The organism is Wolbachia endosymbiont (group A) of Oxytorus armatus, assembly GCF_964027005.1.
Classification (GTDB): Bacteria; Pseudomonadota; Alphaproteobacteria; order Rickettsiales; family Anaplasmataceae; genus Wolbachia; species Wolbachia pipientis.
On record NZ_OZ034719.1, the window covers coordinates 652,445 to 671,587 of the forward strand.

Genomic DNA, 19,143 nt, shown 5'->3' on the forward strand with positions numbered 1-19,143 from the left:
ATCCCAGTGTCTGGGCACTGGGATCTAGTGGGCTCAAACTACAATGTTTGTACAGCTGTGATCTATATTCTATAGCTGAATAATTTAACAATTCAAAATGAATACATATCCTATTGAGCTCTATATTACATACCAGGTTGCTTTGCCTTTTCCATGCTGAGTGATGTGATTACTCTTTACGAGATTAGATACGTGCTTCTTTAAGGTATTGCAGTTTGCTTTAGTAATATTTTCCAAATCCTTAATTGTAAGACGTCCATGTTTGCTGAGTAGTGCTAATACTTTAGCAGAAAGTGGTGGTAAATAGAGATTTAACACTTTTTCATGTGACACCTTTTGTTCAAGATGAAATTTTTGCTTTTGTAGTGACCTTAAAAAGAATATAAGCCATGGATTAAAATCATAGCTGCTCGTCTTCAAGGATTGTTGAGTACGACGCAAAGCTAAGTAGTAACTCTCCTTATTACTTTCAAGGGAACTGTAAGGTACATAGATATACCCTAACTTTAGTAACAAGAAAGTTGTGAGAATGCGTGATAATCTGCCATTTCCATCCTGGAAGGGATGAATAGCTAAAAAAGTAACTATAAAAATGCCAATAATTAATAGAGGGTGTAACGATTTCACCTCTAATTGCTGGCTAGTCCAATAAATAAGTTCTTGCATTTGTGTTGCTGTCTCAAATGGAGAGGCTGTTTCAAAAACTATGCCCAAGCTTTTTCCAGATTCATCAAACGCTTCAACATGATTGGGGAATTTTTTATATTCTCCCATGTGCCTTTGATCTTTATATGAAAATTGTAAAAGCCAGATGTGAAACTGTTTTATAGTGTTTTCTGTAAATGGCATCTTGTTAAAGTTTTGAAATACTTCTTCACACACATACGCATATCCGGCTATTTCTCGTTCATCTAGAGAACGAAATGAGCGTGTATCAAGTTTGGATAGTAATTGCTCAACTTCACGGTCTGATAATCTTGCCCCTTCAATACGAGTAGAAGAACCAATACTTTCAATTGTTGCAATTTTCTTGAGCATTTGTAAACGTTCTGGAGCTAAATTACCAAACAATTGCCATGCTCCTTTAAATTCATCAATTTCAGCAACTAATTTTAACATTTCAGGTGTTATTACAATTTTTGAAATGTCAAACATATCTGTATTTTTATCTAGTTATATTCAATTATATTCGAAAATATCCTATTAGCAAAGAATACTTGTGAGACACACACTAAAGAATGAATTTTGGTAGGCATAAAAGCAGCTATTTTATGTTAAAATACAACATTTTGATGAAATTATAAGAAAGGCTGGATCCGAGTAGTCAGCTACCCGTCAGTGCATGTTGAAAAATCATTTTATGATCTAAATCAGTTTTTTTACAGGTAACTTCTAAGCTTATCAATTTTTCCAAGATCTTCTTAAGTTCTGAAAGTTGCAAACTTTTCAAATGAGATTTAAAACTCTGCAATTGTTTAAAAAACAATGGAGGGCTTAGCTGATCAATCGCAGTCTGCTCACTCATTCCACCTTGCACTGACAGCAAAACGTTTTCAAGGCGTAGGAAATAATTTGATATAATGCGAATTAGTGCTATCGGTGAAAAATTTTCTTGCGATATCAATGCATCAGAAATTCTAATGAAACGCGACATATCTTTACTTGCTATGGCAGAGCATAGATCATCAAGTGTAGCATAGTCGTTGCCGGAAGTTGAAAAGCATAATTCTATATCAGTAAGTTTTAGGTCTTTTCTCTCCCCTAAGTATAAAACTAACTTCTCAAGTTCTGAACATATAGGCAGCTTGCTATGATTAAAGTAAGATTGCAAATGGTAGATTATCTCATTTGTGCATTTTATATCATTTTGTTTTAAGTAACTTGATATAATGTCATAAAGATTGCTGTTGCTGTCCTTATAGCAAGCAATCACACCAAAAATTTTTGAACTCTCCATATAACTTTTAGTCGCAGAATTATATGGAAGATCATTTGCTACCATCATTACATAATGACCACTTGCGTTATAATCCAATACATTTTTTAACTCCTTGGATATACCTCCACTCACATTTATCAGCTTAATTAATTTTTTGCTGGTAAACATCGAAACGTTTGCCAATTCAGAAAACAGTAAACTGGGTGACTTATGCACTATTGCAAAATCCATCACCTGAACTGAATACTCACCCAAATTAGCAATTATTTCTTGTATATAAAAATCAACCCTACTGTTATCACTTCCATGAATTAACACACCACGTAAAGCATCAGGTTTCTCTAGGAATTTTTTAACTTTGGATGGTGTGACCCTCATGCTATCTATATGATATCATTCTCATTTGACTGTACATGAGTATCCAAAGACTCTGAGTCTCCTTGTGCAATATTATGCACATCACCTGCTACATCATCTGACTCTTCTGTTTTTCCTGTAATATAATTATAAAATTTTTTCACAGGTTGAGATATATATTTGGAAAAAAATCCTTCTTCGCTCATATTGCTTACTCCATAAAATTAACAACTTATCATTAGCATATAAATAATAGTATAGCAAAAACTATTTTGTGCTAAGATAGTGATGTTTTATAATGAGTATATTACAAAATTATTAACATTCGAGATCAAAATTAAGCCAACCTGCTTAATACTAGCCTTATAAAATAAGCGATAATTAAATATACCGCTGCAACAAGTATAATTGCAGGTCCAGTTAACAAATCAAAACTTGCAGATAACATGAGACCTGATATCCCAGAGATCACAGAAAAAACTGTTGCAACAATAATCATCTGCATTGGAGTTTTCGAAATGAGCCTTGCAGATGCTGCTGGTATTAGCAAAAATGCAGCAATGAGTAATATTCCTATTAGTTGGGCAGCAATTGCTATAAATATAGCAAGAGTGATTAAAAATTCTAGTCTAACAAAGGTAACATTAATTTTTTCAACTACTGCTAAATCTTGATTAATTGAAATCATTAACCAATAACGCCATCTAAATATTAATATCAAAGTAACTACTGCAGAGGTTAAAAAAATCAATACTATATCACTTTGATCGAGCGTTAATATATCACCAAACAGTGAGCTAATAATACTATTATTGCCAGATGGAAGAAAAGACATAAGTATTAAACTCGATGATAAAACTACATTGGTAACAATGTTCAATATCGTATCAGCAGAATATAATCTGTTAAAATTAAGAGAAAGTAGTATAGCAAATGTAATTGCAATGAGCATTATGCTAAGCGATGGGCTAATCTTAAAGATTAAAGCAAGTGCAACACCAAGCAACGAAGAATGGGACAAACTATCACCAAGATAAGATAACCTTTGCCATATCATAAACGATCCTAAAGCGCCTGTTACTAGGCTAATTACAACTACTGCAACTAGACTATTGATGAAAAAGTCCTGGGTAAGCATGCTATATGGCTATTAGATAACTGACAACAAATCTATCTTCGGATATTAAAACGTTATGGGTTCTGCATGCAGAACCTGTTGTCATAAATTCAAAATTTAAACCTTTTTGTTCCATAAGATAGGACTTCACTGAAGAACTTGGTATATTGCGTGTTTTACCAGTACCTATTAACAAAATTTCTATTTCCTCTGTTAAAAAAGATTTAAAATGTTCCTTGCTATTTATATCACTTTCTTTCAATTTAATCACCTTTTCAGGAAAAATTATAATTGAGCCGCAATATTCTCTATTATTCACCAAAAATTTTCCTTCCCTGTAACCATTTATAAGATTTTTATTCTCGGAAATTAAGGGCATAAGTCAAACTATTAATTGAGTGTCACATACCCACCATTCTGGTTGCTTTTTTCCGATATTAACTGCAGCAGCTTTTGCATTTTCCTCACTATCGAATATTCCAAAACATGATACACCACTGCCTGACATGCGAGAAAGTATAGAGCCTTCTTGTGACTCAAGTGTTGATATCACATCCTTAATTTCAGGTACAAAGCTTATTGCTATTTCTTGAAGATCGTTTCTCGTCTCTTTAAGAAGCTTCAACAAATCCTTTTCAGCGTCATCGCTCCATTTAATTGGCTCAGAAAATTTTCCTTCATGTTTGGAAAATACCTCTGGTGTACTCAAAAACCTTTTTTTCGGTTTCACAAGCACCACATTTGTAGGTAAAGAGAATTTTTTAATGTGGCATAATTCTTCGCCAATACCTCTAACAAAAACTGGCTTGCTATCTACGCTTGCGGGAACATCAGCACCAACGTTTAAGGCTATTTCATTTAAAATCGTCCTATCAATCTCCCACAGCTTCCCTAGCGTACGTACCACAGCTCCAGCATCTGAGGATCCGCTACCAAGTCCTGCAGCAATTGGTATGTTTTTTACAACCTTTACAGTGACTTTAGTGCGTACAGGAGCATGCCTAAGCAGCAGATTAACCGCTTTCATTACAGTGTTATATTGGTTATTTATTTTAGACTCGGAGTTTATAAATTCAACTGTAGAGTTATCGTATCTAGAATCCTTCTCACCTACTTTTATTTCCAAAAAATTAGAGAGATTAGCAAAGACAAATAAACCTTCAATCAAGTGATACCCTGTTTCTTTTTTGTCTACAACATGCAAAAAAAGATTGATTTTTGCAGGCGCCTTTACACAAAAACTTTTCATTATATATCTTCACTAACACTATTTTTACATTATATGTATAATGCTATTCTAGTCAACTTTTATAAGGTTCTCGCACTTCTGATGAGATCAAATGCCATAAATCCTAATTTCTCTGTGTGGGTAAATGCGTCCGCTGGTACAGGCAAAACAAAAATCTTAATAGACAGAGTATTGAGACTTTTATTAGAAAACAAAAGAAATATTCTTTGCTTAACATTCACCAATGCTGCAGCAAACGAAATGGAGAATCGCATTCACAGCATACTCAGTAAGTGGGCAATATGCTCAGAGAGTGAATTAATAATGGATCTGGAACAACTAGACCTCTTGCATTTAAGTGAGGAATCGGTGTCATCCCAGCGCGTGACGCTGGAATCCAGAAAAAAGGAAGAATGGATCCCAGTGTCAAGCACTGGGATGACAAAGGAGAGTGCTGGGATAACGGAGGGATCCAGAAAAAATGAAGCACTTGATCGTCACTTAACAAGAGCAAGAAGGCTTTTCTCTGAACTGGAAAATCTTGGTCTAACTATACAAACCATACACGCTTTCTGTTACAAATTAATCTCCAGCTTTCCTATAGAAGCTGGCATTGCTCCAAATTGCACGCTGAGTGAATGTAAAGAATTACATTCCATCATATTCAATAAAGTGCTTCATAACGAAACTGTGCAGGATGATATCAACCTTATTGCAACTGAAATTGATGAAAATAAACTACGCGATTTGCTTTATACTTTATGTATAAAAAGATCGATATCAGCAAATGATTCGAAATATATCAAAGATAAATTGAGCGCCCCAGATGAAATTCATGACTTACAGAGTGAAACAATTGAGCACGTGGGAAGACTAGCCGAGATATTAAGTGAAGGCAGTAAAAGAGATCAGAGTTATAGTGAAATACTTTATTCTACTGTCATCCCAGCTGGGATCCAGAAAAAAAGAACCAGTGTCAGCTACTCGGATGATACCGGAATAAAGTGGAATGACACCAAAATAGAAAACCTAGCCAAGGTATTTCTAAAATCAGAATCGCACGAAAAAAAGAGCATATCATCCATTGCAACAAAAAGTATTTTGGAGAAATTCAAAGATGCAGAGCAAATAATAGAGAGCGTTCAGAATGTAGTATTTACCCATATAAGAGACATGAACTCTTATCAAATATTCAAGAGAACCAGTAGCTTACTTGGTGTATTTAAAGTATATGTTGATTTGTATAATAGTGAAAAATCAAAAAATGCACTGCTTGACTACAATGATATAATTGACTTAGCAACAAATCTTCTCAGCAATCCAAACTATAAAGATTGGATATTGTTTAACTTGGATCAAAAAATAGATCACATCCTTGTTGACGAGGCACAAGACAATAGCATCAGCCAGTGGAAAATTATAACAAATCTCTGCGATGAATTTTTTGCCGGTAATGATGAAAAGCGAACCTTATTTGTAGTTGGTGACGTAAAACAATCCATATACAGATTTCAAGGAGCAAATCCCCATCTATTCAACTATATGCAACAATACTTTCATACGAAAACTGGTTGGATATCATGCCAACTTGAAAAGTCATTTCGTTCAACTCCAGAAGTTTTGATGCTTGTAGATAGAATATTTAATAACTTCCGCGCAGAAATATCTTTTAATGATAATGAAATAAAACATGTTCCACATAGAGAAAATGACCAAGGATATATTGAAATTTGGCCAGCGTTACCAAGGCGCAAAGAGAAAGAACAGCGAGCTTTACAAATTCCTCTGACATGCAAGGAAGGTTATACAATAGCAGATCGATTACTTGCTCAAACAATAGCTAACAGAATTCACAATTGGTTAAACGAAGGGCGGATTTTAGTCGCTAAAGATCGCCATATAGAGCCAAGAGACATTATGATTTTGGTGCGACAACGAAACGTGTTAGTTGATTACATAATAAGCGAACTTAAAAAAGCAAATGTGCCAGTTGTAGGCCGGGATTATTTTAGAATTATGGACTATATAGCCGTGCAGGACTTAATAGCTTTGGCCGAATTTTTACTCCTCCAGGCAAATGATTTAGCTCTTGCAAATGCTTTAAAATCACCGCTATTTAATTTCACCGAGGATGATTTATTTAACATTGCATACGACCGTAAAGAGCATTCACTATGGGAAAGAATTCAGGATTATTCTGTGGTTATCTATAGTGAATTAAACTATCTCATTAACTTATCTCGCACAGAGTCTCCTCTTGCACTATTTACGCATATATTACGTACAGGTAAGAAGAAATTTGCTGCAAGGCTAGGTCTTGAGTGCTTCGAGGTCCTAGACGAATTTATGAACCTTGTGTTGCAATTTGAAAATCCATCTCTTCAAGCGTTTGTTCAGTGGATCAAGGAGAATAACCCGGAGATTAAGAATGATATGCAATCAGAACGCAATGCTGTGCGAATAATGACAATTCACAAATCAAAAGGTCTGCAAGCTCCCATAGTATTTTTGGTTGATACAAACACAGTGCCAAGAAACAGTGAAAGCATTATCTTTGATGGAACGGAAGCACCATTTTGGTGTGGAAAAAACAACAACGCTTATTGCGATCAAGTAAAAAGAGAGAAAAAACTAGAGGATTATAATGAATATTTGCGTTTATTATACGTAGCACTCACGCGTGCTGAAGATGAGTTATACATCTTAAGTAAAGAGCCAGTGCAAAAGGGCTCTTGGTATGATCTAATCACTAAGTATGGAGAACCATATGAAAAGAAACAAAGGGGTTTACGGCCAATATTTAAAGAAAAAGTTGAAGTATTATGCGTGAATGCAAACTACCCTTACATTTATAAAAAACGTGATTACTTTGACGTTCCGGTCATTTACCTTCCACCAGCTTTAGCCCACTCTTCGGTGTCATCCCAGCGCGTGACGCTGGAATCCAGTGAAAAAGAAGGAGCAGAATGGATCCCAGTGTCAGCTACTTGGATGACAGATGGTTATGCAAGAGGCCTGATTATTCACAGCATATTGCAGTATATGCCCAAGATAGAAAAAGAAAGGAGAAAAAATTGGGTCAGAAAATACCTTGATAACATCAGCGAAGATAAGGATGAAATTTACAGTAAAATATTAGCCTTTAATGAAAAATATGGCTATTTGTTTGACTTGGAAGGCAAATCAGAGATTACACTGAGTGGAACAATTGATGGCAAGTCAGTATTAGTACGACTAGATAGGCTATGCATAACGCAAGATAAAGCAATCATAATTGACTACAAATCACACCGTAACGTTTCTGTTTCCTTATTAAATGAAATAAAAAAACAGATGTTAATCTATAAAACCTTAGTACAAGAAATATATCCAAACAAGCAAGTAGAGTGCGTGGTTATTTGGGTGGAAGATTTAACCATTCAATCTGACTTTTAACGAAACTTGATTGCAAGAAATAGCTACTACGTCATACCACCGCGAACCGTCATCCCGCGATTCATTCCACAACTGTACGAACATTGCGATTTGGGCCTACCAGAAGGGTGTCATGAAAGTAGCTGACACTGGTTCCTTTATGACGGTGTCATCCCAGTGCCAGACACTGGGATCCAGGAAACTTAATTGCAAGTAATGCATTGGGTTTGGTGAGTATGGGTTTTGCGTTATAGAATGAAGCACTTTTGGTGAATTTGTAAAGAAAACTGGATTCCAGTGTCAAGCACTGGAATGACAAGTTCTCGGCAACCCCTACGTCATCCCGTCACGGTATCTCTTAGCCGCTAACACGTAGCGGAATGACGATTGTCGGTAAATCTAAGTTACTGTAGCTATAAAGGCTTTCACAACAACCTATTTTCCTTGAAACTAAAATAGCTACTGAATGTAATAATAATGTGGTCTATTAATTCTATTCCTATACTTTGGCAAGCTTCTGCTAGTTGTCTAGTGAGAGATATATCGCTATTGAAGGTTGTGTATCTCCGCTTGGATGATTGTGAGATATTACAATGGATGTTGAACCAATCAAAAGTGCGCGCTTGATGATCTCTCTGACATAAAGAGGAGTTTGATCTACTGTACCAATATTTTGCAGGTCTTCCGCTATTAGACGATACTTTTTATTCATATAGATGACACGAAAATTTTCCTTATTGAGGCTTCCTATACTTATTCTTAAATAATCAAGCAATTTTTCCCAGTTATCGATTACAGGCAGGTTTTTTATTTCTTCTCTTGCAGAACGAACAAAGGCTTGTTTTACACAAAAGATGGCAGATATCGCTGCATTGCTGACATCATCAACGTTTTGCAGCGCTTCCAGGTCAGCATTAAAAACTTTATTTAAGCTGCCAAAACTTTCTATCAAACTCTTTGCCACCGGTTTTACATCAATTCTACTATATGCTGAATATAAAATGTGCTCTAAAACTTCATAATCAAGTAATGATTGTCCATTATCTAAAATAATTTTCTCTCTTAGGCGCTTTCTATGCCCCTTTTTGTAATTTTTCATCATCAATGAATTGCTTATCTCTTGTATAATAAGAAATTAGATTTTTAAGTAAAATATTTAATAAAGCGCATGACGCACAATTGTAAGAACATTCATTTTTAAAGACAGCAAATGGTGTCATGAAAGTAGCTGAGACACTGTCCTCCTTTGTCATACGAGTAGCTGACACTGGTTCCTTTACGACGGCAGTGCCCAGAGGTGTCATCCCAGTGCATGCACATAGTGCAAAAAATTAAAAAAAGACGCCAATACGTAATACTGTTGTCGTTTAATCTGCACAGATTGAAGATAAATGAATACCTTCAGTATCATGATAAAGGGGCTGGCGAAGGGTGTCAAGTAGTTTTTAGCTCTGCCTTCTAAGGCTTTTACTCGTGACAACCACTGTGCCTGCGATCTTATCGTGCCAAGTTTGACAGCGTTTGTTGAAATTTGACCATAAAAAGCCCAAGAACAATGGTGCAACTGACAATATAAAGGAAAAAAATCTCTTTGTTGCTTGTTTTAGGGTCATCTTTTCGAAAGTTTGTGCATCCACAACTCTAAGCCCAAATAATAGTTTTCCAGGTGTAGTAGCAAACTTTACCCACATATATATTACATAGCAAAAGAGCATAATAAACTGGACTATTTGATTTAGGATTAGTAATTTTATAAGTCTACTCTGCGTTGTCTTTTCTTCCGCAGACAGTGGTGCTTGCATTGGGGATTTTGCAGCAATTTGACTTAATATTTTGCTATCCTCTGAGTTCATAAAGAGCTGATTTAAGGCTTGGCTGCAAAACTGCAAGAACAAAACGATAATAATCAAATCAAGCAATACTGATATATAGCGCCTGAGGCCCGTTACATAACATATCCCATTTTCATCTTTCTTTACCTTTTGAATAACATTTATAGAAGAAAAAATAGAAAATAAACGATTAAAAAATTTATGTAACATATATATACTTTCCAATATTTAACGTGCCCCTGGCCGGACTTGAACCAGCATGCTTTTGCAAGCAACAGATTTTGAGTCTGCCGTGTCTACCATTCCACCACAGGGGCATTAAGTTTTAATGCTATAGGCAACACGGAATTAGTCAAATTTTTTTGCCTTTACATCTTTCAAATGAGGACTAAATATTCTACAATAATCAACAGTTACTCTCAAAACTTAAAATGAATGAATTAGCCAATCTCCTCAGTTCAAGAAGTGTAGATAAGGAAATATGTAAATTACCGCATAATTTAGAAGCTGAACAGATGCTTATTGGTGCAATGATTCGTGATAATAGAATCTGTGATGCAGTTGAAGACACAATTACAGCAGAAAATTTCTATGATCCACTGCATCAAAGTATTTTTACGCAAATATCTAAAACCAGGAAACACGGTATAGTTGCCAATGAACTGAGCCTCAAAATGTTTTTTGAGAACGACCAAGCGTTTACCGAGTGTGGCGGGGTAGAGTACTTAGCAAAGCTTGCAGCGAAGGCAAGTATTGCACTTGATATTTATAGTTTGACTAGAATAATCCGTGATACTTACTTAAGGAGATGTTTAATCAAGCTCGGGCAAGAAATAGTTGGTGATAGCTACAACTACGATATTGAAAATCCTGCACAGGCGCAAATTGAACAAGCAATGACAAAATTGTTCAATTTGGCAGTAAAAAAACAAGGTGAGAAAACATATATAAAACTTGCAAGTTCAATTAAAGATGTAGTTGAGAAGATCAGCACACTGAAAAATAATCCAGAAGCGCTAGGCGTTACAACCGGACTTCAAGATCTAAATCAGCTTCTTGGTGGTCTACAAAAATCTGATTTATTAATTTTAGCTGCAAGGCCTTCTATGGGTAAAACAGCATTGGCGCTAAACATCGCACTTAATGCTTGTAAGATGTTGCAAAAAAGAGCAGATAAGCAACACTATGTAGCGTTTTTCTCGCTTGAAATGTCAGCAGAGCAATTAACTGCAAGGCTGATCACTATAGATTCAGGAATTAGTTATTATAAGGCATTAACCGGGAGAATTAGTGATTTTGAATTGCATGAATTTATCAATACTAGTACAGAATTATCTGAACTGCCTTTCATCATAGATGACACCCCTGCGCTATCAATTAGTGCCCTTCGCACCAGAATACGCTTGCTGTATCAATTATATAATGTAGAAGTGGTATTCATTGATTATTTGCAGCTAATCAGAGGAACAACAAAAAGGAGTAATGAAAATAGAGTGCAAGAAATCTCGGAAGTGACGCAGGGTTTGAAAGCAATTGCAAAGGAGCTAAATATTCCCATTGTTGCACTATCTCAGCTCTCTCGTTCTGTTGAGCAGAGGGATGATAAAAAACCACAACTTTCTGATTTACGTGATTCAGGGAGCATAGAGCAAGACGCAGATATAGTAATGTTTCTCTATAGAGAAGAGTATTATGAACTAAGAAAACAGCCAAATGAAGGAAACAATAAACATCGGGAATGGCAAGAGAAAATGGAAAAAATTAGAAACATTGCAGAGCTCATTATTGCAAAGCAGAGAAATGGACCAATTGGCAGTGTGAAGCTATATTTTGACTCTAACAGAGGTGCATTTAAAGATTACACGGAAAGGCATAGTTCATAGCTTGGCAGCAATCTTCTTGTTCCCAAGTTTATCAATTATTTTTTTATGTAAAGATAGCTTGACAACTTCTTAAAAATCCTTTTATAATGGTATTATATTTTATAATACGTGAGGAATAATCATGATAAGTAAAGACAATGTACCCTATTATATAGCTGGAACTTTGGCTACTTTCACTTTATTAGCATCTGAAGTGTTTGCTGCAGCTCCTTATATTGGTTTCTTAGCTCCAGTTGCAGCATTAAGTGTTGGCTTGCCATTTATTATTGGTTATGCTGTGTTTTCTGTTGTAACTATTGCACTTTCGTATAAAGCAATTAGTAAGAACAAAACAAATTCTGAGTTAAAAAATGAAATGAAAGCTCAAGAGCAAACAATTTCTGGGCAAAAAACTCAACTAGCTAAAAAAGAAGCGGAAGTAAAAGCTAAAGAGGAAGAAAATTCTAAGTTAAAAAATAAAGTAGAAGCTCAAGAGGAAGAAAATTCTAAGTTAAAAGATCAAGTACGCACTCAAAAGCAGAAAAGTTCTGAGCAAAAAACTCAACTAGCTGAAAAAAATAAAAAGATAGAAGAAGACAAATTAAAAGTGGCAATTGCTGATGGCACTGTTCAGCTTGCAAAAGGAACAGTTAATAGCGCTGTTTGGTTTGCAAAAGAAGCAGTTAATGGTGTCTTGTATTCTGGCAAATATGCTTACAATAATTATGTGCCATCAACTGAGTCTACAAAAGGAACACTTAGTGGTATTGGAGGTGGCTTGAAAAATACTTATGATGCGTCAATTGCATCTGTAAGAGGAGCACTTAACAGCGTTGGAAGCAGCTTGTACAGTAGGATTTATGGTACTAAGGTTTCTAGTCCGGAAGAGCAGTTTAAGCGTGAAGATGGATCTAAACCTAGCATGCAAGAACTAACTCGTTTGGATTATTTAAATCTTGAGGTTCTTTCCAGTGAGCAAAAGCAACGAGCTAATAGTTTGGATTATTTAAATATTGATAACGTTCCTAAGCAACCTGATCATTTAAATGTTGATGCTGCTAAAAGTGATTTAATGAGTCTTTCTGAGGATCAGGATGTATTTTATGATGCAGAATCTGGTGATGAAAAAGGTACTGAGATTTCTAGCCCAGAAAGTCAGCCAACTAAAGAAGAAAATGGTCAAGGCTGGTTTGCATGGAGCCTAGGAAAGGTTAAGTCGGCAATGACTGAAGTAGTAGTGATAGATGCTGATGTTACTAAACCATATTTTGCTAAAGTAACTAAGGCACTTGCCACCTAACTTGAATATGTAGACAGCGGTGTGCACCGTCGTTAACTAAAGATAATCCCATCCAGGAGAAATAGTTTTTACACTATTTCTCGTCTTTAGCATCAACCCTCAAAAAAACCGGCGTAGGTTTAGGCAGCGTAATGCCTAAGCTTACGCATGCGTTGCACAGAGATTTTAAATCTTGTTGCTCTTTCGGGATTTGCAGTTGATCAAGTATCATTTCCGCTGACCTCGGGACAATTGGCTGCAATAAAATGCCTATTATCCTGATATATTCCAGTAACTTGTAAATTACTAAATTCATGCGCTCTCTGTCAGTTTTGCTTAGTGTCCAGGGTGCACTTTTGTCTATGTAGGCATTTGCTTCAGAAGAGATGTTGATGATTAGAAGTATGATATGGTTAAATTCATACTTTGATAGGTGATTCATCACTTGATCGAGTATAGCTTTGCAACCTGGAAGACTTTCTTCACCTTTAAGTAGGCTTTGATCGATTGTTGGTACAATTCCAGAACATTGCTTGTGTAAAAATGAAATTGTTCTTTGTACTAAATTGCCTATGTTGTTTGCCAGTTCTGAATTTATCCGGCTGATCATATTTTTCTTACTAAAGTTGCCATCTTGGCCGAAGCTTGCTTCCCTGAGGAGAAAATAGCGTAGCTGATCAACACCAAACTCTTGAGCGAGGCCAATTGGATCTATGACATTACCAAGAGACTTGGATATTTTCTCTCCCTCGTTCAACCACCAACCATGAACTGCAATTTGTTTTGGCAGTGGCAGGTCTGCTGCAAGGAGAATCGCTGGCCAATATACAGCATGAAAGCGCAATATGTCTTTACCGATTACATGAACGTTGAAAGAGTTGTCAGCTAGGTTTGCAGCGCTTGACACTGAAATCTGTGTTTCTGGTTCTGCCCAAAACCTCTTATATTCCTCACCTTCAGTACTAGGGAAACCTATTGATGTAAGATAATTGGTTAATGCATCTATCCAGACATAGATTACGTGTTTGTCATTACCTGGTACTTTTATTCCCCAGTTAAAACTAGTGCGAGAGATTGAGAGGTCAATGAGCCCTGATCTTACAAACGATATCACTTCATTTCTTCTGCTCTCAGGAAAGATAAAACTTGGCTGATTTTTATAGAGTTCCAGTAATTTTTCTTGCCAGTTTGATAAGCGAAAAAAGTAACTCTCTTCTTTTATCCACTGGACCTCAGCACCTGTTGGTGCTTTGCCATCTATCAGCTCTGATTCCTGATAAAATGCTTCATCACGAACTGAATACCAACCCGAATAGGAATCCAAATATATTTGCCCTCTCTCTTCAAGTCTATTCCATAAAGCTATAACTGCTTTTTTGTGACGTTCCTCCGTAGTGCGAATAAAATCGTCATACTCAAAATTCATGAACTTAGCCAATTCTTTAAATGAAACGCTCACTTCATCTGTAAATTCTTTTGGCTGCATTTCCTTTGCTTTAGCTGCTTTTTCTATTTTTTGTCCATGTTCATCTGTACCGGTGGTAAATTTGACATTTTTCCCAGCTAGTTTCATGAACCTTGCCACCACGTCACACAAGAGAGAAGTGTATGCATGACCAATATGCGGCTTATCGTTTACGTAATATACTGGCGTGGTGATGTAAAAGTTCTCGAATTGTTCCATGGTTTAGCATTTTGATAAAAATCAACTGAGTTAATTATAGTATTAAAAAGGCAGTAATAAATAAATATTGATTGGGTTAAGCATAATTTTTGAAAAAAGCTATTTACTGAAATTTTATTAAAATAAGAAACAATCAGGCATGATTATTGAAAAAACAATGAGAAATTTTCTTGTAATTCTATTTATAGTTTTCTATGCATTTGATGCACACGCTGATGGAGCAACAGATGTAATGTGTAATGTAATAGGTTACGTTCATGGAATAGGTGGACCAATGATTACAGTGGTAATAATTGGTTCAAGCTTACTTGCAATATTTGGCAGAATGCCTTGGCCTGTACTTTTCGCACTGGGTATGTTTGTTGCTGTGTTTTTTGGTGCTCCTCAAATTGTAACAAAGGTAACAGAAAAAGAAGTTTGTTGTCTTTTTAAAGGTCAAACCTTGGAGAATGGAAAGTGTGTTGCTGCTCCTGGATATGAACGTGTAGGTACAGGTTATGCTTGTCGTTCCGGTTGGGCGCTAACTAATAAAGGCTACTGTATAAAAGCTGGCCAAGATCCTTCAAAGTATTGGAAGTGAAAATGGTGCTTTTATAGAGTTAAATCTAACAAACCGCAGAGTATATAATTAACATCCACGCCTTTAGTTAGATTCCACTCACGCTTTATTACGTTGTACTCCATGCCAGCCATGTTTTGCAGCGTTACATTATTTTCTCTTAAGTGATTTGCAATTTCTGACGGCTTGAGAAATTTATTCCAGTTATGTGTACCTTTTGGCAGCCAATTTAATATGTACTCTGCACCAATTATTGCAAGACAAAAGGATTTAATAGTTCTATTTATTGTGGATATAAAGATTAACCCCTCCGGTTTTAGCAGTTCTATCGCTTTTTTCATGAAAAGCTCTAAATTATCCACATGTTCAACTACTTCCATCAGCAGAACCACGTCGTACTTCTTGTCATTGCTTAGCTCTTCAATGCTGGTGTGTATATATTCTATATTTAACCCTACTTTTTTCGCATGTGAATGCGCTACTTTTATGTTTTCTTCACATACATCTATTCCCACAACGTTAATGCCAACGCGTGCCATTGACTCTGACAAAATGCCACCACCACACCCGACATCAAGCAATGATAATTCTTTTAAATTGCATTTTTTTAACTCTTTTATTTTCTCAATAATGTAAGATACTCTAACAGGATTCATCATGTGCAATGGTTTGAATTTGCCGTTCTCATCCCACCACTGGCCTGCCATTTTAGCGAATTTTGATATTTCATCTTCGTTATAAGTTTTTGTTTTTTTTTTCTTAGAGGTTATATTGCTGAGTTTATCAAGGCGTTTTTTATGTCTGCTTTCTTTTGAAAATTCTGTTTCGAGGAATTGTTTGACTATGTCTTTTGCTAATCCACTCGCAGTAAATCCTGCACCAAGACACAGTACATTTGCGTTGCCATGCTCGCGAGCTAATTTTGCGATTTCAACACTATTACACAAAGCAGCGTAGATTCCTTCAAAACGATTTGCCACAGTACTCATGCCCAAACCTGTACCACAAATTAATATCCCATAATTTGCTTTTTTGCTTGTTATATCTTCTACAACTTTAACAGCATAGTCTGGATAATCCACGCACTTTTGCTGAGCAGTGCAGCCTTGATCTACCACTCTATAACCTAGGGTTTCCAGGTAAGGTTTTATTTCTGATTTTAATTCATAACCAGCATGATCTGAGGCAATTGATACTACATCTAACATATAAGAAATAAGGACATTTTATATGGGTTTGAACTTTCTGTCAAGTCATTCAATGCTTCTGACCTTTTGGGAGTTCTAAAGCTATAGCTAAGGTTTTCCTACGTCATACCGCAATTCATTCCACAACTGTACGAACATTGTGATTTGAGAATAATCTCCGCCAGGAAGGGTGTCATCCCAGTGCTTTGGCACTGAGATCCAGAAAACTTAATTTTAAATAAGTACACCAGATAGCTGTATAATAAGAACTGGATTCCAGTGTCAAGCACTGGAATGACACCTTCTGTATAAATATTAAGAAATTTACCAAACGAAAAAAAAGGCAAAAGAAGCCCCGTGGTTGGCTAATTACTTACATTATACTTTCAAGTATGGCGTTTTTTTATTCTAAACACTTAATAACCGCGATTTAGCTGCTTTTAAGCCGCAACTAATCTAAATTATAAACGTTAAGAAATTTACTAAACAGAAAAAAAGGCAAAAGAAACCCTAGGGTAGCTAGTTATTCACTATCCATTTTTTAAGTTGGCGTTTTTTAATGTTTTAAATGCTTTATAAGCGTATTTCAGCTTGTGTAGGTCAAAACCCGGAAATTTGATAAAGACATAAGGTGCACATAGTGCAAAAAATTAAACATGAGACGCCAGATACGTTGAGTTTTTTTGTCATTTAATCTGTACAGAGAAGATAAATAAATAGCTTCAGTTTCATGATAAGGGCGCTGGCGAGGTTTGTCAAGGAAGTTTTTTGTTTCTGTGGGCTACCTGGATGACAGGATTGCTCTTGAATTTGTATAGCTACATTGTCGGTAAATCTAAATTGCTTTAGTTATAGAAATAAATTTCGAGTCAGATGTGTATAAATTCTATATAATTTTTATCCTACTACTAATTTAACAAGATGGATCATATAGATATTATAAAATCAAAATTATTATTATCCGACATAGTAGGTAAAAAAGTCAGATTAATAAAAAGAGGAGATAGTTTTGTTGGGCTCTGTCCATTTCATAACGAAAAAACCCCATCTTTTTCGGTGAGCAATACTAAGGGGTTATATTACTGTTTTGGTTGCTTAGCTAGTGGTGATGCATTTGAATTTATTTCACAAACTGAAGGATTAAGCTTTAAAGAAGCATTGGAAAAATTAGCATCGGTTACAGGTGTTGAACTGCCCAAAAATCTTAGTATTACAAAAGAGAACAATAAACTATTTTTAGCGCTTGATTTAGCTGCAAATTGGTTTGCACAAAAAAATCAAAGTGTTGTAGATTATTTAAAGCAGCGTAAGATTTCACCTAAAATCATAGATAAATTTAAGATAGGTTATGCACCAAGCTCTGGTTTGAAAGAGTATTTAAATTCTTCAGGTATTGAAGACAGAATTTTGATTGATATTGGATTAGTAAACAAAAATTTTCGTGATTATTTTTATGACCGGCTGATATTTCCTATATACAACATTGCAGGAAGAGTTATTGGTTTTGGTGGACGTGCGCTAAGTTCTGAGCAACAGCCGAAATATTTAAATAGCCCAGAGAGTCAGCTCTTCAAGAAGAGGGAGAATTTATACGGATTAAACTTTGCTTTAAGCGAAATACGTAAAAAACAGCACATATTTGTTGTTGAAGGATATATGGACACTATAGCGCTACATCAAGCGGGAATTAGTAATGCAGTTGCTCCGCTTGGTACCGCAATTTCTGCAGAACAGATAAAAAATCTATGGAGATTTGCTAAAGAAATCTCCATCTGTATGGATGGCGATAGTGCTGGACGTCATGCTGCTACTCGAGTTGCAGAACTTGCTCTGCTAATATTAGAGCCTGGATACACGTTAAAGTTTGTGACTTTGCCAAGTAATAAAGATCCATACGATATATGTAACGAACTGGCATACAAGAAAGAAGACGTGTTGACTGCTCTTGACCATTCAACAAAACTGCATTCTGAATATTTATGGCATCACATAATCGATAGCAATTTGCAAAATTATGAAAAACTTGCTCCGGAAAAATATTCAATTCTTGAGCACAAGTTCATGGAATATGTAAATACTATTAGCAACAGCAGTATTAGAAGGTATTACAGAGATTATTTTTACAATAAGGCTAGTGAACTAAGAAGTAGCTTCAAAAAACAGATTTTTAATAGTAAAACTGGAGCAACAAAAGGTGAGTATCTTCATAACAAATCTCCAGAGCTAATTGAAGCAGAGCAAAATCAGGCCGTAATTTTGCGTATAGCCGTAGAATTTCCTGAAATCTTGAACCGTCCTATATTTTTTGAGCAATTTTCTCATTTTGAATTTACTAATGAGATGAAAAGATTACAACAGCGTATAATTGATGTAATAAGTAACAAAAGCAAACTCGATAAAGAGGCTTTGTTACAAGAATTGAAACAGTTTAACGTTATAAAGTATGTATTTGAAAAAACTAGTGTACTAAATAGCCAACTGAACGAGAGAAAATCTGCAGAAATTGTGTGGAATAATATAGTGTTACTAAAAGAGTTAAATGCATTACGAAAAGAAAGAACCGAAGCGAGGCTGAGCGGTAATCTTGACTTAGAAGAAAGGTTAATAGAACAAATAGAGCAAATAGAAAGTAGTATACAAGAAATGCAAATGGAGTTTATTGAAAAGTAGATATCGTCTCGTTAG

The 19,143-nt window shown here is 35.6% G+C and carries 15 protein-coding genes, 1 tRNA gene and 1 pseudogene; 5 read left to right on the top strand and 12 right to left on the bottom strand.

Annotated elements, in window-relative coordinates; genetic code table 11:
* Window positions 1-120 precede the first annotated feature (120 nt).
* The 6 genes from AAGD79_RS03265 to AAGD79_RS03290 form a co-directional block, all read right to left on the bottom strand.
* Window positions 121-1,155, bottom strand: a complete 1,035-nt coding sequence (locus tag AAGD79_RS03265; RefSeq protein WP_209472855.1) for a Fic family protein — start codon at window positions 1,153-1,155, stop codon at window positions 121-123.
* A gap of 169 nt (window positions 1,156-1,324) precedes the next feature.
* Window positions 1,325-2,317 carry a DNA polymerase III subunit delta gene (gene holA / locus AAGD79_RS03270; RefSeq protein ID WP_341811605.1) on the bottom strand — a complete coding sequence of 331 codons (993 nt, stop codon included), beginning with the start codon at window positions 2,315-2,317 and terminating at the stop codon, window positions 1,325-1,327.
* A 5-nt stretch (window positions 2,318-2,322) separates the two neighbouring features.
* Window positions 2,323-2,502, bottom strand: coding sequence for a hypothetical protein (locus AAGD79_RS03275; RefSeq protein ID WP_010082539.1), 180 nt, complete (start codon window positions 2,500-2,502; stop codon window positions 2,323-2,325).
* 131 nt (window positions 2,503-2,633) lie between these two features.
* Entirely contained in the window at window positions 2,634-3,434 is an 801-nt protein-coding gene (locus AAGD79_RS03280) for a metal ABC transporter permease (RefSeq protein ID WP_010962536.1), read from the bottom strand.
* Between the two features lies 1 nt (window position 3,435).
* Entirely contained in the window at window positions 3,436-3,792 is a 357-nt protein-coding gene (locus AAGD79_RS03285) for an Mth938-like domain-containing protein (RefSeq protein ID WP_341811606.1), read from the bottom strand.
* A gap of 3 nt (window positions 3,793-3,795) precedes the next feature.
* A complete protein-coding gene (locus tag AAGD79_RS03290) occupies window positions 3,796-4,662 on the bottom strand; it encodes a 4-(cytidine 5'-diphospho)-2-C-methyl-D-erythritol kinase (RefSeq protein WP_006280386.1) in 867 nt (288 codons plus the stop codon).
* Between the two features lie 81 nt (window positions 4,663-4,743).
* On the opposite strand from AAGD79_RS03290, the gene AAGD79_RS03295 reads away from it, so the two are divergent.
* The gene (locus AAGD79_RS03295; protein ID WP_341811607.1) at window positions 4,744-8,076 is read left to right on the top strand and encodes a UvrD-helicase domain-containing protein; all 3,333 of its coding nucleotides are present in this window, start codon (window positions 4,744-4,746) and stop codon (window positions 8,074-8,076) included.
* Between the two features lie 404 nt (window positions 8,077-8,480).
* Here the strand turns inward: AAGD79_RS03295 and radC are convergent.
* From radC to AAGD79_RS03315, 4 genes and pseudogenes are all read right to left on the bottom strand, one after another.
* Window positions 8,481-9,154: pseudogene (gene radC, locus AAGD79_RS03300) on the bottom strand (RadC family protein).
* Entirely contained in the window at window positions 9,129-9,308 is a 180-nt protein-coding gene (locus tag AAGD79_RS03305) for a hypothetical protein (RefSeq protein WP_065094818.1), read from the bottom strand. Before AAGD79_RS03305 ends, radC begins: the two are co-directional and overlap by 26 nt.
* Window positions 9,309-9,500: 192 nt before the next feature.
* Window positions 9,501-10,097, bottom strand: coding sequence for an RDD family protein (locus tag AAGD79_RS03310; RefSeq protein ID WP_015589093.1), 597 nt, complete (start codon window positions 10,095-10,097; stop codon window positions 9,501-9,503).
* A gap of 24 nt (window positions 10,098-10,121) precedes the next feature.
* Window positions 10,122-10,204, bottom strand: a tRNA-Leu gene (locus tag AAGD79_RS03315).
* 114 nt (window positions 10,205-10,318) lie between these two features.
* Between AAGD79_RS03315 and AAGD79_RS03320 the strand changes: the two genes are divergently transcribed.
* Both AAGD79_RS03320 and AAGD79_RS03325 read left to right on the top strand, forming a co-directional pair.
* A complete protein-coding gene (locus AAGD79_RS03320; protein ID WP_015589094.1) occupies window positions 10,319-11,770 on the top strand; it encodes a replicative DNA helicase in 1,452 nt (483 codons plus the stop codon).
* Between the two features lie 121 nt (window positions 11,771-11,891).
* Window positions 11,892-13,049, top strand: a complete 1,158-nt coding sequence (locus AAGD79_RS03325; RefSeq protein WP_341811608.1) for a hypothetical protein — start codon at window positions 11,892-11,894, stop codon at window positions 13,047-13,049.
* A gap of 73 nt (window positions 13,050-13,122) precedes the next feature.
* On the opposite strand, the gene metG is transcribed toward AAGD79_RS03325, so the two are convergent.
* Complete coding sequence (gene metG, locus AAGD79_RS03330; RefSeq protein WP_341811609.1) at window positions 13,123-14,712, bottom strand: methionine--tRNA ligase; 1,590 nt, start codon at window positions 14,710-14,712, stop codon at window positions 13,123-13,125.
* 139 nt (window positions 14,713-14,851) lie between these two features.
* On the opposite strand from metG, the gene AAGD79_RS03335 reads away from it, so the two are divergent.
* Window positions 14,852-15,292, top strand: a complete 441-nt coding sequence (locus tag AAGD79_RS03335) for a TrbC/VirB2 family protein (RefSeq protein ID WP_341811610.1) — start codon at window positions 14,852-14,854, stop codon at window positions 15,290-15,292.
* Between the two features lie 11 nt (window positions 15,293-15,303).
* Here the strand turns inward: AAGD79_RS03335 and ubiG are convergent, their stop codons facing one another.
* A complete protein-coding gene (ubiG, locus tag AAGD79_RS03340; RefSeq protein ID WP_341811611.1) occupies window positions 15,304-16,479 on the bottom strand; it encodes a bifunctional 2-polyprenyl-6-hydroxyphenol methylase/3-demethylubiquinol 3-O-methyltransferase UbiG in 1,176 nt (391 codons plus the stop codon).
* A 900-nt stretch (window positions 16,480-17,379) separates the two neighbouring features.
* On the opposite strand from ubiG, the gene dnaG reads away from it, so the two are divergent.
* Window positions 17,380-19,128, top strand: a complete 1,749-nt coding sequence (gene dnaG / locus AAGD79_RS03345) for a DNA primase (RefSeq protein WP_341811612.1) — start codon at window positions 17,380-17,382, stop codon at window positions 19,126-19,128.
* The last annotated feature ends 15 nt before the right edge of the window (window positions 19,129-19,143 follow it).

Excerpts from the sequence above, each read along its gene's own strand:
- AAGD79_RS03265 (WP_209472855.1), bottom strand. The coding sequence starts at position 1,155 with ATGTTTGACATTTCAAAAATTGTAATAACACCTGAAATGTTAAAATTA.
- holA (WP_341811605.1), bottom strand. The coding sequence starts at position 2,317 with ATGAGGGTCACACCATCCAAAGTTAAAAAATTCCTAGAGAAACCTGAT.
- AAGD79_RS03275 (WP_010082539.1), bottom strand. The coding sequence starts at position 2,502 with ATGAGCGAAGAAGGATTTTTTTCCAAATATATATCTCAACCTGTGAAA.
- AAGD79_RS03280 (WP_010962536.1), bottom strand. The coding sequence starts at position 3,434 with ATGCTTACCCAGGACTTTTTCATCAATAGTCTAGTTGCAGTAGTTGTA.
- AAGD79_RS03285 (WP_341811606.1), bottom strand. The coding sequence starts at position 3,792 with ATGCCCTTAATTTCCGAGAATAAAAATCTTATAAATGGTTACAGGGAA.
- AAGD79_RS03290 (WP_006280386.1), bottom strand. The coding sequence starts at position 4,662 with ATGAAAAGTTTTTGTGTAAAGGCGCCTGCAAAAATCAATCTTTTTTTG.
- AAGD79_RS03295 (WP_341811607.1), top strand. The coding sequence starts at position 4,744 with ATGAGATCAAATGCCATAAATCCTAATTTCTCTGTGTGGGTAAATGCG.
- AAGD79_RS03305 (WP_065094818.1), bottom strand. The coding sequence starts at position 9,308 with ATGACAAAGGAGGACAGTGTCTCAGCTACTTTCATGACACCATTTGCT.
- AAGD79_RS03310 (WP_015589093.1), bottom strand. The coding sequence starts at position 10,097 with ATGTTACATAAATTTTTTAATCGTTTATTTTCTATTTTTTCTTCTATA.
- AAGD79_RS03320 (WP_015589094.1), top strand. The coding sequence starts at position 10,319 with ATGAATGAATTAGCCAATCTCCTCAGTTCAAGAAGTGTAGATAAGGAA.
- AAGD79_RS03325 (WP_341811608.1), top strand. The coding sequence starts at position 11,892 with ATGATAAGTAAAGACAATGTACCCTATTATATAGCTGGAACTTTGGCT.
- metG (WP_341811609.1), bottom strand. The coding sequence starts at position 14,712 with ATGGAACAATTCGAGAACTTTTACATCACCACGCCAGTATATTACGTA.
- AAGD79_RS03335 (WP_341811610.1), top strand. The coding sequence starts at position 14,852 with ATGATTATTGAAAAAACAATGAGAAATTTTCTTGTAATTCTATTTATA.
- ubiG (WP_341811611.1), bottom strand. The coding sequence starts at position 16,479 with ATGTTAGATGTAGTATCAATTGCCTCAGATCATGCTGGTTATGAATTA.
- dnaG (WP_341811612.1), top strand. The coding sequence starts at position 17,380 with ATGGATCATATAGATATTATAAAATCAAAATTATTATTATCCGACATA.